The following is a 15,308-nucleotide window of genomic DNA, read 5'->3' on the forward strand; positions in this document are numbered from 1 at the left end:
GGAGGAATTAATTATGAGTTATTCATTTAATTTATCAGATTTAGAAAAGAAGTTGTCCCATAACTATGCAGTGATGCAAAATAAGAAAGCAGCTCAGGCCGTTTGCAATTTTGAAATTGAATCGTATGATGACAGTCTCGATTTAGTCAGTGTGGAAGCAATGACTCGGGCTTATAAAAAAGCATTAATGGGACGCGCATTTAATTTTACAACTCGTTAACATGGATCATATGACAGTGCTAAAGCAAATAGAAGTTTGAAATGACAGCAAAAAGCCCGTAATCGATGGGATACATCGGTTACGGGCTTTTTGTGTATGTCATTAGTTTATAAGCTAAGCATGTGTGTTTTGGTGTCAGAGCATATCTGCGGAGAGGTTAAGAGATGCTTTTATTGATTGCTTTGAACAGCAGGCATATTATCAGCTTGTCGGTTGTTATAGGCCACACCCCAATCATACATGGCGTTGATGATCGGTTCCATGGTGCGCCCCAAAGGGGATAAGGCGTATTCTACATGAGGCGGCACAACTGGGAAGACGGTACGCGTAATGATACCGTCGGCCTCGAGTTCGCGCAGTTGCAAGGTTAGGCTGCGATGGGTGACGCCTTCGATTAATGTCTTGAGTTCGCTGAATCGTTTGTCGCCGGTAAAAAGATGGTACAAAATAATACCTTTCCACTTACCGCTGATAAGTTCTAATGTTGTGGCTACGGGGCACAGCGTGCGCGGACAAGGTTTTAAATGATCTTTGGTGGTCTTACCGGTGGTTTTCATTACGATTCTCCTCTGTTTACATGTATTTGATATGAGCTCTCGTTAGAAAGCTGTCACTAGGAATCCTGCGACTTTAGTCGTGGAAGGTTCAGGTGTTTAGTGGGCTAAAATATATAAAGTATAAAAAATATACTTAAGTTAATTTATTTACAGTATATATAAAAAATGTGCGTTCTTCAACTATTTTTTTAGATATGCTATACTAAACATGTTGAAAGATAGATGAGATAGATATTCAAAATTTAGTATAAATTATTAATTCGAAAGGATGATACCCATGAGCATTTCTGCACAAGACATTTTAAACGCTTTCAATTATCGTTACGCAACTAAGAAGTTTGACCCTAATAAAAAGGTGTCCGACGCTGATTTTAACACGATTTTGGAAACTGCACGTCTGTCCCCAAGCTCCTTCGGTTTTGAACCTTGGAAATTCGTTATTATTGAAAAACAGAGCATTAAAGATAAATTATACCCTGTATCTTGGGGCGCTCAGAACAGCTTGAACGGTGCCAGCCATTTCATGATTATTTTGGCTCGTAAAAAAGCGGATACCGTAGCTGATGCTGACTACATCACACACATCATGAAAGACATCAAACACATGCCGGAAGACGTGCAGAACATGATGCGCGGTGCTTACAGTAACTTCCAGACTAACGATTTCAAATTAATTGACAGCGACCGTGCTATGTTCGACTGGGCCAGCAAACAGACTTACATTGCCTTGGCTAACATGATGACAACCGCCGCTATGCTCGGCGTTGACTCTTGCCCAATCGAAGGTTTCAATATTGAAAAAGTAGAAGAAATCCTTACCGAAGAAGGCATTCTCGATAAAGAACATTTCGGCGTGTCCGTAATGGTAGGCTTCGGCTATCGTGATGAACAGCCTCATCGTGAAAAAACTCGTCAGCCTATGGAAGATATCGTAACTTGGGTTAAATAAGAGTTTTCAACTAAGATAGTCTTTGGCTAATAGAATATAGAACTAAAAATGCTGAGATGACAGTTAAAAGTCACCTCAGCATTTGTTTTTGTTAAACATAATTGACAAAGTATAACTCTAGCCATTCCGGAAGCTATATGGATATATTTTTTTAGAAGACTAATAACAATCCGCCAATACCCAGCAACACTACGCCTTGAATACGATTTAACATACGTTGTGATTTAGGTCCCTGATTTAAGAAGCCACGGAGTTTACCGGCACAAAGAGCGATGATGGAGAATAAGATGAATGCTTGTAAGCTAAAAACGGCCCCGAGGATGGCAATGGCCAGGCCCGGTGACTCATTATTAGGATCCACGAACTGTGGCAAGAACGCGAGGAAGAACAACAGAACTTTTGGATTCAAGATGTTCATAATGAGACCTTTGCGATAGATGGCCAAGGCTGATGACTCACCATTTGAGGTTTGACTTGACGATTTACCGTTTGAAGCTTGGCTGGATGATTCATTGCTTGATACGCTGTTTGTAGTGCTGTTTGAACCGGCAGCAGTAGTTTGACCGGCGGATTCTTCAGTCGGTTGTGATTTCGCCACTTTAGCGGTAAAGGCCCCGTAGGCAAGATAGAAAAGATACGCAGCACCAACATATTTTAAGGCTGCAAAGGCTACGGGCGAACTTTTAACCAGTGCGGCCACCCCTAAAATTACGAGGCACGTGTGAAAGACAATACCTGAACACAGTCCCGCCGCTAGCGTAATGCCTGCCTTGGCACCGTCGGCGAGGCTTTTTGTTAAAAGATATAAATTATCCGGCCCCGGAGCCAGGGTTAAGAGTATTGATGACACTAAAAAGTAAGGAAATAAGGCTAAATCCATATAGAGTAACTCCCTTCAATCGGTAAATGCATACAGTCAGTATAACATATTATTTTCAAAACTCGCCATAGAAGAAAAAAACGCAGAATCACACGCATTTTAAAATCATAGTAATAAAATAGGAATTTTAACCCGGAAACCTTGACAAACCATTTCCGGTACACTACCATGAAAACAAAGAGATTGGGAGGCGAATGTATGAATTCAACTGAAATAAAAAAATTACAAGAAGAATATACGAAGGATATTATTGCGTGGCGCCGCCATTTGCACCAATATCCGGAAATTAGTTTTGAAGAACAGGAAACGACCAAATATTTAGCCGGTGAACTGGATAAATTGGGCATTCCGTATGTGATAAATCCTGAAAAAAACACGGGCATTGTGGCATGGCTTGAAGGTCCTAAAAAGGGCAAAACGATTATGCTTCGTGCCGATATTGATGCTCTTACCGTTGATGAACAGACGGGGTATGACTTCGCGTCCAAACATGACGGCAAGATGCACGCCTGCGGTCACGATGCGCATATGGCCATTTTGTTGGGGGCCGCTAAAATGCTGAAAACATTGCAGGACAAAATCCAAGGCAAGGTATTCCTTGTATTCCAGCCGGCCGAAGAAAGCGGTGAAGGCGCTAAATACATGAAACAGTTTGGCACCTGGTTTGAAGAAACGGATAGTGTCTTCGGTGCTCATATTTGGATCGATTTGCCCGTAGGCAAGATTTCCGTGGAGGCCGGCGAACGCATGGCGGCCGCTCTTGAAATCGGCATCGATATTGAAGGTCAGGGCGGTCATGGGGCACAGCCTCATTTGACCGTGGATGCCACCGTTGTGGCTTCAGCTATCGTGATGAATTTGCAGACCATCGTGTCCCGCCACTTCAGTCCGCTCGATTCCGTGGTGCTTACCATCGGCAAGATGACCAGCGGCACGCGATATAATGTTATTTCCGGCTCCGCTCGTTTGGAAGGTACGGCCCGTTACTTCAAACACGCCATCGGCGATGATTTGAAACAGACGATGACTCACATGGTCAACGAAACAGCCGCCGCCTACGGTGCTAAGGCGAAGGTAACCTTCCGTCAAATGGTACCGCCGACGATCAACGATCCGGCCAGTTCGGAACTCGCTCATCGCGTAGGTGCTGAACTCTTAGGTGAAGAGAATGTAGTCTTGATGGAAAAAACAATGGCCGGCGAAGACTTTGCTTACTATTTGGAAGAAAAACCGGGCTGCTTTGCTTTCTTCGGTATTGCTAACCCTGAAATTGATGCGGTTCATTCCCATCACAGCAACTTCTTCAAAATTGACGAACGAGCTTTACCAATCGGCTCCGCTATGTACGCGCAGTATGCGTTACAGTGGTTGGAAGAACACGCCGAATAATATAATAAAGCTTATAGGCAACTTCGCTGGAATTTATAGGCAACTTTTCCGGAGTTGCGCGGTAAAAATAAGAGCTGCCACAGATGTCAGACTGACATTTGTGGCAGCTCTTTGCGTTGTTGCTTAAATCTTTTGCATTGCCGCATACAATTTATGCGGGTTATAGGACATTTATGCTACTCTTGGTTCTTTGCTAACTTTTTCTTTTCTTCAAGCTCTTTTTGTTCTTTTTCTTCTTGCTCCTCTTTATTGAGTTGCTCGATTTGTTCCATTTTAAGTTTAACCGCTTCCGCTTTTAACTCGGCGTCGAAGGAACGGTCGCGTACGATTTCGGCACTGAGCAGGATAACCTGGACAGACCAATTGATCCACACGAAGAGAATCATGATACCAACCAGTGGGCCGTACGTGGAGGAGCTGCCAGCAAAATTCGTAACATAGTAACGATAGCCGTAGGTGAGTAAGAGCCAAAGTACGGTGGCCAAGAGCCCGCCCGCGAAGGAACGTTTCCAAGAAATAAGCTTGTTGATGCTTGCTTTTGTATTTTCAGGCGTGTCCTTGTCAGTTTCTTTACGCGGTGCGTAGTGGTAAAACAGAGTGAGCACCAAGGTGAACGAAATTAACGGTAATAAGGTGGCTGCCATAGTGGCGAGGCTGATAACTTCTTTAGGAATGAAGATGAAGCGCTGCATTACCTGTAAGAAGGCCGGACCGTATACGGAAAGAATCAAGCCCAACAGACCGGTTACGGTACCGATTACGGTGAAGAAGAATGCTTTGCTGTACATCTTAATCATGCCTTCTTCCACATGATCGAGGCCGAGCATGGTGTTAAGGGCATTAATTAAGGCACGCGTACCTGCCGACATAGTCCAAAAAGCGGTAATAATACCGATGGAGAACAACGTACCGCTTTGGTTTTTAGTCAAATCATCGATAAGATTTTCCAGGGTATGTTGTGAATCCGGCGGCAAGAGTGCCAAAAATTGATCGAGGATGTCCGTATTGTGACTAAGAAATACGGAAATAGCCGTTAAAGCAATAATTAAGAAGGGCACTATGGAAAGAATAATATAGTACGTTGCTTCCGCAGACAGTCGGCCGATATTGTGCTCGCTGTAATCCTTGGCGACGCGCTTTGCCCCATTAATAAATGACTTCATAGTTATTAACTCCTTATAAATAATTTCGTTTTTCGTTGGTCGATATATGGCAAAAAGCCGATGCATCTATATATTAGATTTTATCGATATACTTATTTATAACATATTTTCGAAGAAAATTATAGTGTTTAGATGAAAATAGATAAATTATAAATAACTCTAATTATTTTATTTTTAACAGTTGCATATTTTGAAATGTTATGATACTATTTAATCATAGAAACAAAACAAATTGTTAGGCTAACAGAAAATTAGTTAGCATAATAGATTTTGGAAATAAAGAATGAATAATCAAAATGCCGGTGGAAGTTGGTGTTGAGGCTATTCGATTTGAATAGGCAATTGGTTGGGACACCAAACAGTTAGTTTGTATAACGCCAATATGCGTGAAAGGTGAGGGGCGGTTTTTATGAAAAATGAATTGGAAAATTTAAAACAAATTGCTCACGGGTTAGCTCAGCAGTTTGGCGAAACTTGTGAAATTGTAATTCACGACGTACGGACGCCGGAGATGGAAGGCACTGTCGTTTGTATTGAAAACGGCGAAATATCTAACAGAAAGTTAGGTGACGGACCGTCTCATGTGGTGCTCGATGCACTTAAAAATGACGGCAAAGATTTGGAAGACCGATACGGCTATTTAACCAAAACCAAAGATGGTCGCGTTTTTCGTTCCAGTACCATGTACATGCGTGATGATAAAGGGCAAATTACGTATGTGTTCTGTATTAATTCAGACATTACGAACTTGATTCATTTACAGCAAATGGTTAATCAACTCACGGAACCGGTGGGGATCGCGACGAGCAACTCGGCAAGTAAAGAAGCCGACGGGGCTGAACGAATTACGACGAGCGTAACCGATTTGCTGGATGATTTAATTGAGCAGGCGGTGGCTAAGGTTGGTAAACCGGCGCAGCTTATGACGAAGGCCGAACGGTGTGAAGCTTTGAAGTATCTAAACGATGCAGGTGCCTTTTTAATATCTAAAGCGGCCGACAAAATCGGGGAATACTTCGGCATTTCAAGATTTACTTTATACAGCGATTTAAATGCTGTTAAAGATAAAGAGAAGGAAGAGCAAATTAAAGCGAAAGCTAAATAATGGGGACATACACATCGGTTACAGAGCCGGCTGATTTGCTCACTTAAGAGCTAATAATCAGCCTGACAATTTGTTAGCCGATACACATAGGATGTATTTAGAGGTTATTAGGTATGGGAGGTTTAACATGGATTCGTTGAAGTGGCAGGTTAATACATTACCTAAAGGTAATGATGATAATTTAGCTATCATGTCGGTGGAAGAAGCCAAAAAAGCCCGCGCGTTTCATCAGAGTTTTCCACAGTATGAAACAACACCGTTAACGCAGTTGCCGCAGTTAGCCAGATTCTGGGGCTTGGGCAGCATTTTTGTCAAAGATGAATCATATCGGTTCGGCTTAAATGCTTTCAAAGTATTGGGCGGTTCTTATTCGATGGTTAAATATGTAGCGCAACAGCTCCATAAAGACGTATCGGATTTGCCTTATAGCGTAATGACATCCGAAGAATTGCACAAGCAAATGGACGACATTACCTTTTTCACCGCCACGGACGGTAACCACGGGCGCGGGGTGGCTTGGTCCGCTCGTCAGTTAGGTCAAAAGGCTGTTGTATTTATGCCAAAAGGCACCACCAAATCTCGCTTGGAACATATAGAGCGGGAAGGAGCTACGGTAACCATTGAAGATTTCAATTATGATGATTGTGTGCGCAAAGCGGTAGCCGAAGCGGCTAAGGTCAAAAACGGCGTAGTTGTGCAGGATACAGCCTGGGAAGGGTATGAAGAAGTGCCAAGCTGGATTATGCAAGGTTACGGTACGATGGCCTTAGAAGCGGGTGAGCAATTGGCGACGGCCGGTGCTATGCCGACTCACATTTTTGTTCAAGCCGGCGTAGGATCGTTAGCCGGTGCCGTTACAGGCTATTTTAGAAATTTATATAAAAATGAGGCACAACAACCGAAAATTATCGTGGTGGAAGCGCAAGCGGCGGATTGCCTATATCAAGGGGCTGTAGCCGGTGACGGTAAACCGCGTATGGTAGGCGGCGATTTACAGACGATTATGGCCGGTCTTGCTTGCGGCGAGCCGAATACGATAAGTTGGGAAATTTTAAGAAATCACGCTGATGTGTTTGTATCCGCACCGGATTGGGTAGCCGAGTGGGGCATGCGTATCAGTGCAGCACCGATAAAAGGGGATACGCCGATTACATCCGGTGAATCCGGGGCAGCACCGTTGGGGACGGTAGCCGCCATCATGACTTGTCCGGAATATAAGGAATTAAAAGACATCCTAGGTTTGGATGAAACATCGAAGGTATTATGTTTCTCCACCGAAGGTGACACCGATCCGATTCGCTATAAAGACATCGTTTGGTACGGGACTAAATAGGGTTAATCAATAAAATGATTATAAGTAAGAATGTGTAGGTATTGAGGAGGTTGTATTATGGATTTTGAAGCTATCAAAAAAGCAGCGCAGAGCTATGAAGCGGCTATGACGAAATGTTTGCGTGACATCGTGGCAATTCCCGGTGAAAGTGCTGATGAAAAAGGCCATGCCGATTGTATTGCGGAGGAAATGCGAGCCGTAGGTTTTGATGAAGTGCTGATTGATCCGCAAGGGAACGTGTTGGGCTATATGGGAAGCGGTAAAACGTTAATCGCCTATGATGCGCATATTGATACGGTAGGTATCGGCAATCGTGAAAACTGGACCTTTGATCCTTACGAAGGTTTTGAATCGGCTACCGAAATCGGCGGTCGCGGTGTATCGGATCAGTTGGGTGGTATCGTTTCCGCCATTTACGGCGCTAAAATCATGAAAGACTTAGGCCTTTTGAACGATAAATACCGCGTACTCGTAACCGGTACCGTTCAGGAAGAAGATTGTGACGGTCTTTGCTGGGAATACATGATTAAAGAAAGCAAAATTCGCCCTGAATTTGTAGTATCTACAGAACCTACGGACGGCGGTATCTATCGCGGTCAACGAGGACGTATGGAAATTCGCATCGATGTAAAAGGCGTTTCCTGCCACGGCTCTGCACCGGAACGCGGCGACAATGCAATTTATAAAATGGCCGATATTTTACAAGATATCAGAGCCCTTAATGAAAATGATGCGGCCGCTGAAACGAAGATTAAAGGCCTCGTAAAAATGCTCGATAAAGAATATAACGATCAATGGGAAGAAGCGCAATTCCTCGGTCGCGGTACCGTTACCGCTTCGGAAATCTTCTTCACATCTCCAAGTCGTTGCGCCGTAGCTGATTCTTGCGCCGTATCCTTGGACCGCCGCATGACAGCCGGTGAAACTTGGGAAAGCTGTCTCGATGAAATCAGAGCTTTACCGGCCGTACAGAAATACGGCGATGATGTGACCGTATCCATGTACCAATATGATCGTCCATCGTACACAGGACTTGTATATCCGATTGAATGCTATTTCCCAACCTGGGTTATTCCTAAAGACCACAAGGTAACGGTTGCTCTCGAAGAAGCGTATAAAGGCTTATACGGCACGGAACGCATCGGCGACAGCACGACCGTTGACATGCGTAAAGCACGTCCGTTAACGGATAAATGGACATTCTCCACTAACGGCGTTTCCATTATGGGCCGCAACGGTATTCCATGTATCGGTTTCGGTCCGGGCGCAGAAGCACAGGCTCATGCACCGAATGAAAAAACTTGGAAACAGGACCTCGTAACTTGTGCCGCTGTATATGCAGCTTTACCAACTATGTATTGTAAATAAAGGGGATAGTATCATGACAGATTTCAATAAAGTAGTTAGTGAATTAGCCAAATTGGATTGTAAAAATATGTTCGGCGAGGATTTCTTCCTTACCTGGGAAAAAAGTGATGATGAATTAAAAGCAGTTTGGGCCGTAGCTGATGCGCTTCGTGCCTTGCGTGAACAGAATATCTCCACGAAAGTGTTTGACAGCGGTCTCGGCATCTCCTTATTCCGCGATAACTCCACCCGTACACGCTTCTCCTTCGCATCCGCTTGCAACCTCTTGGGCCTTGAAGTACAGGACCTTGATGAAGGTAAATCGCAGATTGCTCATGGTGAAACAGTTCGCGAAACAGCCAACATGGTATCTTTCATGGCCGATGTAATCGGTATTCGCGATGATATGTACATCGGCAAAGGCAATGCGTATATGCATGCCGTGTCTGATGCGGTTAAAGAAGGTTTTGAAGATGGCGTTTTGGAACAGCGTCCGAATCTTGTGAACTTACAGTGTGATATCGACCATCCGACTCAGGTTATGGCCGATGCAGCTCACATCATTAAAGAATTCGGCGGCATTGAAAACTTAAAGGGTAAAAAAGTGGCTATGACTTGGGCGTACTCGCCATCTTACGGCAAGCCTTTATCCGTACCGCAAGGGGTTATCGGCTTATTCACACGCCTCGGCATGGAAGTTGTTTTGGCCCATCCGGAAGGCTATGAAGTAATGCCGGAAGTAGAAGAAGTGGCTAAGAAGAATGCAGCGGCATCGGGCGGTTCTTTTAAAAAGACCCACGACATGAAAGAAGCCTTCAAAGACGCTGATATTGTTTATCCTAAGAGCTGGGCACCGTTCGCGGCCATGGAAAAACGCACCAAATTATATGGCGATGGCGATTTAGAAGGAATTGATACCTTAGAAAAAGAATTATTACAACAGAATGCGAATCATAAAGATTGGGCTTGCACCGAAGACATGATGAAGCTCACTAAAGATGGTAAAGCTTTATACTTGCACTGTTTACCGGCCGATATTACCGGCGTAAGCTGTGAAACCGGCGAAGTAGACGCCACTGTATTTGACCGCTATCGTGTACCGCTTTACAAAGAAGCAAGCTACAAACCATATGTAATTGCCGCTATGATTTTCCTTAGCAAATTCAAAGACCCTGTACAAAAATTGAAAGATTTACAGGCTAAAGGTAAAGCGCGCATCGATCGTTAATCAGGAGCATAGTTACTGTGGCTATAGCGTAGCCAAGCTATCCTATAGCCCGGTACTAAGGTATAAGTTTCAGAGGTATACAGTATGGCAAAACGGGCAGTTATTGCATTAGGTGGCAATGCATTGGGCAATACGCTACCGGAACAGATGCAAGCAGTTAAAGGAACCTCAAAAATCATCGTTGATTTGGTTGAAATGGGGTACGAAGTTGTTGTCACACACGGCAACGGTCCTCAAGTGGGGATGATAAATAACGCTATGGCTGCATTATCGCGAGAAAATCCAAAGCAACCGAATACACCGTTATCGGTTTGTGTAGCCATGAGTCAAGCCTATATCGGCTATGACCTTCAGAACGCGCTAAGAGAAGAACTGTTAAATCGCAACATTCGTGATTTGGCAGTGTCCACCATGGTGACGCAGGTGCGGGTCGATGAAAATGATCCGGGTTTTAAAAATCCGACCAAGCCAATCGGTCACTTCATGAGTGAAGCGGAAGCGCGCTACGCGGAAGAACATTATGACTACAAATGCGTAGAAGATTCGGGGCGCGGTTGGCGACGTGTAGTCGCTTCGCCGGCACCTATGGAAATTGTGGAACTGGATGCCATTAAGCAACTCGTAGGTCATCAATTGGTGATTTGCTGCGGTGGCGGCGGTATTCCGGTTGTGAAAAAAGACAATCATTTAAGCGGTGCCTCCGCGGTTATCGATAAAGATTGGACCAGCAGCGTCTTGGCGCAGGCCATTGACGCCGATGTATTTATAATTTTGACAGCCATTGAAAAAGTAGCCATTCATTTCGGCAAACCGAATGAACAGTGGCTCGATGAAATGACGGTAGCAGAAGCTAAGCAATATGCTGCGGACGGTGAATTCGCCGCCGGTTCCATGCTGCCGAAGGTAGAAGCGGCCATTCAATTTGCTGACAGCAAACCGGGCCGCACAGCCATTATCACCTTATTGGAAAAAGCCAAAGAAGGGCTTGAAGGCAAAACCGGTACACGTATACACCGGTAGAAAGGTGGCTAACTATGTTATTACTTGGCGAAGGTACGGTTATTACAAGAAATCCGGCTCAGCCTATGATTACGCGCGGTGCCGTCGTGATGGACGGCAAGACGATTATCGCGGTGGGCGGTTACGATGAGCTTAAGGCGAAATATCCTGACGCTGCCGTAATTAATGCTCATGGCAAGTTGATTATGCCGGCATTCATTAATGCCCATCACCATATTTACTCCGCTTTGGCACGGGGGTTGGCACTACCGAATTACAATCCTACTAACTTTAACGAGATTTTGGAAGGTATGTGGTTTTATTTAGACAATAATCTAAATAGAAATTCCGTGTGGGCCAGTGCGGTGGCTACCTATATGGCCTGTATTGAAAACGGTGTTACCACGATTTTTGACCATCATGCCAGTTATGGCGAAACGACCGGCAGCCTCAGTGTTATCGGTGATGTGGCCAAAGAGTTTGGTGTTCGCTCCTGTCTTTGCTATGAAGTGAGCGATCGGAACGGGCAAGAAGCCATGGAAGCAGCGGTAGCGGAAAATGTGCGCTTCGGCCGGGCCGTTAAGGCAGCAGCCGAAAAGCAAACCGCACAAAGCAGAGCAACAGCTAGCAGTTCGGCAATAGCACAGACTGCACAAAGCGGGGCAGCCGATGACAGTTCGGCAAAGGCTGACAAGACAGCGGATTCGGTTGAACTGGCGGCTATGTTCGGTCTCCATGCATCGTTTACGCTGAGTCCGGCCACGCTTGATTATGTACGGAAGCAAAATACGGACGGCCTGGGCTATCACATTCACGTGGCCGAAGGTAAAAGCGATGAAGAAGACAGCCTCGCTAAATACGGTAAACGCGTTGTCAATCGTCTTTATGACGAAGGAATTTTAGGACCGACTACAATTACCGGCCATTGCATTCACATTGATGCGGATGAATTGGCACTTTTGCAAAAGACCAACACCATGGTTGTTCATAATCCGGAAAGTAATATGGGCAATGCCGTAGGGGCACCGGATATTTTGGCCATGACTAAAGCGGGTTTACGCGTAGGTCTCGGCACGGACGGTTACACCAGCGATATGTTGGAATCCTATAAAGCGGCCAATTGCCTAGTTAAACATCGCAGCGGGCTACCAAATCAAGGGTGGGTTGAAATTCCAACCATGCTCTTTGATACGAACCGCAAGATGGCAGAACAGTTTTTCAACATCACCACCGGTATTTTGACACCGGGCGCAGCAGCCGATGTAATTGTGATGGATTATGAACCGCCGACACGCTTAACGGCGGATAATATTAATGGTCACCTCCTATTCGGTGCCAATGGCATGAATGTAGTGACGACAATCAGTAACGGCGTGGTGCGGTACCAAGATCGCCAATGGCAGGGCCTCGATAAACAGGCGTTGTTCGGCGAAGTGCGTGAGATAGCCGAAGAACTGTGGCGTCAATTAAAGGTCTAAATTGTAAGCACAATTTTCTGGCAGACATTATAGGCAGTAAGCTATAGCAGACATTATAGTCATAAACTACAGACATAAATAAGAAGTATGAATTACAGGTGTAATGTATTCGATGTTCGCAAAAAGGAGTGAGTCCTCATGAGCGATATTATGTACCCGGTAAGTTTTGATAAATTAATGAATCATATTCTTCAGGAATATGCCATTCATCAGCGTATTTATAATGTAACTAAAATTCACCGCTACGAAGGGAGCAAGGTGCTCAAGTTATTTGGCAAAACCTTGGAAAACCCATTGGGACCGGCAGCCGGGCCGCATACCCAGTTAGCACAGAATATTATTGCCGCCTATGTGGGCGGCGCGCGGTTTATCGAATTGAAGACCGTGCAAACCATGTACGGCGAAGAACTTGGTATTCCACGACCATGCATCTACTCCAATGATGAATCATACAACGTGGAATGGTCAGCTGAATACAGAGCAGATGAAGCCATGGCGGAATATATTAAAGCCTGGTTTGCCCTCAAATTAATTAGTAAAGAATTTGGTTTGGGGAGTCCGGACGGCTTTATCTTCAATATGAGTGTAGGCTACAATTTGGCGGGGATTAAAGATCCTCTAATCGATGCTTTTATTGAAAACTTAAAAGACGCCGGTAAGACGGAAACCTGGCAGGCTTGCAAAGCATGGACCTTAGCTAATTTAGATAAATTCCAACAGATTGATGAAGCCTATGTGGCAAGCATTAATTCAGATATTTGTCAGTCCATTACCTTATCTACCATGCATGGTTGCCCAGCCAATGAAATTGAAGCCATTTGCAGTTACTTATTGGAAACAAAAGGTCTCAACTTATATTTGAAATGTAATCCTACTTTACTCGGCTATGACCGTGTACGAACTTTACTGGACGATGCCGGCTTTGCCTATGTAAAATTTGATAAACATCAATTTGAAGTGGATCCCGCCATGGCTGACGCCGTACCGATGATAAAGCGCTTACAGACGTTGGGTCAAAAGTGCGGTAAGCAATTCGGCGTTAAGCTTACCAATACCTTCCCGGTTCAAATTCTTGAAAAAGAATTGCCGGGCGAGCAAATGTATATGGCCGGCAAAGCCTTATTGCCATTGACGATTACCTTGGCGGCCGAACTCAGCCGAGCCTTAGATGGCAAGCTCGCTATTTCCTATAGCGGCGGCGCCGACCGCAAGAGCATCGGGGATATTTTTGAAACCGGTATTTGGCCGATTACGGTATGTACCACCTTGCTGCAAGGCGCCGGTTACGATCAACTCGATGATTTGGCAAAACGGGTAGAAAGTAAAGACTATGATTCTATTACGGCGTTAAATGTACCGGCCATCGAAAAGTTGGCACAAACCGTGGCGTTATCGCCGGAATTCCACAAAACCGAAGCTATGCGCGTAAAAAGAGCGAAACAACCCGGTTTTCAGACGGCTCGCAGTGAAGATTATCACTGCCGCGTGACATGTGGTACATGCGTACGTGTTTGCCCGAATCGGTCCAATGAACTCGTTACGGTGGATGGTCAAAAACTGATTATTCACATTGATGAAGCGTGCAATGAATGCGGTAACTGTGCCTGCAATTGCATCGAACCTTGCCAACCGTACAAAGATCGATTGACCTTCTTTTTAGACAAAGCACGGTTACAGGCAAGTGAAAATGACGGCTTCTACAAAGCCGGTGAGGAATGGGGGTTCCGTTTTAAGGGGCAGGAGGCCGTGCTTCCGCTTGAAAAATTACCGAGCCCGTTACAGTCGATAGTAAGTGCATTCAGTAAGGAGCTGCCTTATTATCTATAACCCTTCAATGTTGAAGGAGGGAGGCTTACCCTATGTTTAAATTTCAAATTAACGGACAATGGCATGAAACAGCAACGGACAAGACATTGCTTCAATATTTGCGCGATGACCTTCACTTAACGGGGACGAAGGATGGTTGTGCAGCGGGGGCTTGCGGGGCTTGTACAGTCATTGCCGGCGGGAAAAAGGTAAAAGCCTGTGTACTTAAGGTTTCGCAACTGGCGGATAAGCCGGTGGTGACCATCGAAGGCTTGACGGAGCGAGAAAAAGACGTGTATGTGTATGCTTTTGGCGAGTGTGGTGCCGTGCAGTGCGGTTTTTGTATTCCCGGCATGGTTATGAGTGCCAAAGCATTGTTAGATGAGAATTTGAATCCTACCCGCGACGATGTAAAGTTAGCGATTAACGGTAATATTTGTCGCTGTACGGGGTATGTAAAAATTGAAGATGCCATTTTGTTGGCAGCGAAGTTATTTCGTGAAAACAGTCCTATTCCCGAGAGTGACAGATCCGGTAAAATCGGCACCTTACTCCATCGGGTCGATGCGAAGGAAAAAACTTTGGGCACCGGTTTATACACCGATGATATGGTACTGCCGGGCATGATTTATGCCAAAGCGGTGCGCAGTAAATATCCGCGGGCCGTGGTGGAACATATCGATATTTCCAAGGCCTTAGCCCATCCCGATTGTGTAACGGTGTTATTGGCGAAGGACGTGCCGTTTAATAAAACGGGCCATATCATCCAGGATTGGGACGTGCTCATCGCCGAAGGCGATACGACGCGCTATATAGGCGATGCCATTGCTCTCGTGGCGACAGAACATAAGGAC

14 protein-coding genes are annotated in these 15,308 nt (G+C 45.0%); 11 read left to right on the forward strand and 3 right to left on the reverse strand.

All coding sequences use genetic code 11. The features are described from left to right. A partial coding sequence (locus tag E7204_RS07185; RefSeq protein ID WP_295183106.1) for a hypothetical protein occupies nt 1-220 on the forward strand: 220 nt, incomplete at its 5' end. Between the two features lie 170 nt (nt 221-390). Here the strand turns inward: E7204_RS07185 and E7204_RS07190 are convergent. Next, nucleotides 391-777: a helix-turn-helix domain-containing protein gene (locus E7204_RS07190; RefSeq protein WP_295183108.1), complete on the reverse strand. Its 387-nt coding sequence runs from the start codon at nt 775-777 to the stop codon at nt 391-393. Nucleotides 778-1,054: 277 nt separating this feature from the next. On the opposite strand from E7204_RS07190, the gene E7204_RS07195 reads away from it, so the two are divergent. Next, on the forward strand, nt 1,055-1,726 hold the full coding sequence (locus tag E7204_RS07195; RefSeq protein WP_295183110.1) for an NAD(P)H-dependent oxidoreductase: 672 nt from the start codon (nt 1,055-1,057) through the stop codon (nt 1,724-1,726). 151 nt (nt 1,727-1,877) lie between these two features. Here the strand turns inward: E7204_RS07195 and E7204_RS07200 are convergent, their stop codons facing one another. Next, on the reverse strand, nt 1,878-2,606 hold the full coding sequence (locus E7204_RS07200; RefSeq protein WP_295183112.1) for a LysE family translocator: 729 nt from the start codon (nt 2,604-2,606) through the stop codon (nt 1,878-1,880). 198 nt (nt 2,607-2,804) lie between these two features. Here E7204_RS07200 and E7204_RS07205 point away from each other — a divergent pair, with 198 nt between their 5' ends. After that, on the forward strand, nt 2,805-3,995 hold the full coding sequence (locus tag E7204_RS07205) for an amidohydrolase (RefSeq protein WP_295183114.1): 1,191 nt from the start codon (nt 2,805-2,807) through the stop codon (nt 3,993-3,995). Between the two features lie 176 nt (nt 3,996-4,171). Here the strand turns inward: E7204_RS07205 and E7204_RS07210 are convergent, their stop codons facing one another. Beyond that, entirely contained in the window at nt 4,172-5,158 is a 987-nt protein-coding gene (locus E7204_RS07210; protein ID WP_295183115.1) for a YihY/virulence factor BrkB family protein, read from the reverse strand. A gap of 409 nt (nt 5,159-5,567) precedes the next feature. Here E7204_RS07210 and E7204_RS07215 point away from each other — a divergent pair, with 409 nt between their 5' ends. From E7204_RS07215 to E7204_RS07250, 8 genes are all read left to right on the forward strand, one after another. Then, on the forward strand, nt 5,568-6,263 hold the full coding sequence (locus E7204_RS07215) for a helix-turn-helix transcriptional regulator (RefSeq protein ID WP_295183116.1): 696 nt from the start codon (nt 5,568-5,570) through the stop codon (nt 6,261-6,263). A 127-nt stretch (nt 6,264-6,390) separates the two neighbouring features. Next, nucleotides 6,391-7,596 carry a diaminopropionate ammonia-lyase gene (gene dpaL, locus E7204_RS07220; RefSeq protein ID WP_295183118.1) on the forward strand — a complete coding sequence of 402 codons (1,206 nt, stop codon included), beginning with the start codon at nt 6,391-6,393 and terminating at the stop codon, nt 7,594-7,596. A 57-nt stretch (nt 7,597-7,653) separates the two neighbouring features. Then, complete coding sequence (locus tag E7204_RS07225; RefSeq protein ID WP_295183120.1) at nt 7,654-8,964, forward strand: YgeY family selenium metabolism-linked hydrolase; 1,311 nt, start codon at nt 7,654-7,656, stop codon at nt 8,962-8,964. Between the two features lie 13 nt (nt 8,965-8,977). Then, a complete protein-coding gene (ygeW, locus tag E7204_RS07230) occupies nt 8,978-10,171 on the forward strand; it encodes a knotted carbamoyltransferase YgeW (protein WP_295183122.1) in 1,194 nt (397 codons plus the stop codon). Nucleotides 10,172-10,255: 84 nt separating this feature from the next. Beyond that, entirely contained in the window at nt 10,256-11,191 is a 936-nt protein-coding gene (gene arcC / locus E7204_RS07235) for a carbamate kinase (RefSeq protein WP_156705163.1), read from the forward strand. A gap of 14 nt (nt 11,192-11,205) precedes the next feature. Beyond that, the gene (gene ssnA, locus E7204_RS07240; protein ID WP_295183125.1) at nt 11,206-12,648 is read left to right on the forward strand and encodes a putative aminohydrolase SsnA; all 1,443 of its coding nucleotides are present in this window, start codon (nt 11,206-11,208) and stop codon (nt 12,646-12,648) included. Nucleotides 12,649-12,786: 138 nt separating this feature from the next. Continuing rightward, nucleotides 12,787-14,475: a selenate reductase gene (locus E7204_RS07245; RefSeq protein WP_295183127.1), complete on the forward strand. Its 1,689-nt coding sequence runs from the start codon at nt 12,787-12,789 to the stop codon at nt 14,473-14,475. A gap of 32 nt (nt 14,476-14,507) precedes the next feature. Next, on the forward strand, nt 14,508-15,308 hold an 801-nt coding region (locus E7204_RS07250), incomplete at its 3' end, for a 2Fe-2S iron-sulfur cluster-binding protein (protein WP_295183128.1).

Origin of the sequence: Veillonella sp., assembly GCF_015058545.1 — a bacterium.
Classification (GTDB): Bacteria; Bacillota; Negativicutes; order Veillonellales; family Veillonellaceae; genus Veillonella_A.

Bases quoted from the DNA above. Each gene is read 5' to 3' on its own strand.
- E7204_RS07190 (WP_295183108.1), bottom strand. From the start codon at position 777: ATGAAAACCACCGGTAAGACCACCAAAGATCATTTAAAACCTTGTCCG.
- E7204_RS07195 (WP_295183110.1), top strand. From the start codon at position 1,055: ATGAGCATTTCTGCACAAGACATTTTAAACGCTTTCAATTATCGTTAC.
- E7204_RS07200 (WP_295183112.1), bottom strand. From the start codon at position 2,606: ATGGATTTAGCCTTATTTCCTTACTTTTTAGTGTCATCAATACTCTTA.
- E7204_RS07205 (WP_295183114.1), top strand. From the start codon at position 2,805: ATGAATTCAACTGAAATAAAAAAATTACAAGAAGAATATACGAAGGAT.
- E7204_RS07210 (WP_295183115.1), bottom strand. From the start codon at position 5,158: ATGAAGTCATTTATTAATGGGGCAAAGCGCGTCGCCAAGGATTACAGC.
- E7204_RS07215 (WP_295183116.1), top strand. From the start codon at position 5,568: ATGAAAAATGAATTGGAAAATTTAAAACAAATTGCTCACGGGTTAGCT.
- dpaL (WP_295183118.1), top strand. From the start codon at position 6,391: ATGGATTCGTTGAAGTGGCAGGTTAATACATTACCTAAAGGTAATGAT.
- E7204_RS07225 (WP_295183120.1), top strand. From the start codon at position 7,654: ATGGATTTTGAAGCTATCAAAAAAGCAGCGCAGAGCTATGAAGCGGCT.
- ygeW (WP_295183122.1), top strand. From the start codon at position 8,978: ATGACAGATTTCAATAAAGTAGTTAGTGAATTAGCCAAATTGGATTGT.
- arcC (WP_156705163.1), top strand. From the start codon at position 10,256: ATGGCAAAACGGGCAGTTATTGCATTAGGTGGCAATGCATTGGGCAAT.
- ssnA (WP_295183125.1), top strand. From the start codon at position 11,206: ATGTTATTACTTGGCGAAGGTACGGTTATTACAAGAAATCCGGCTCAG.
- E7204_RS07245 (WP_295183127.1), top strand. From the start codon at position 12,787: ATGAGCGATATTATGTACCCGGTAAGTTTTGATAAATTAATGAATCAT.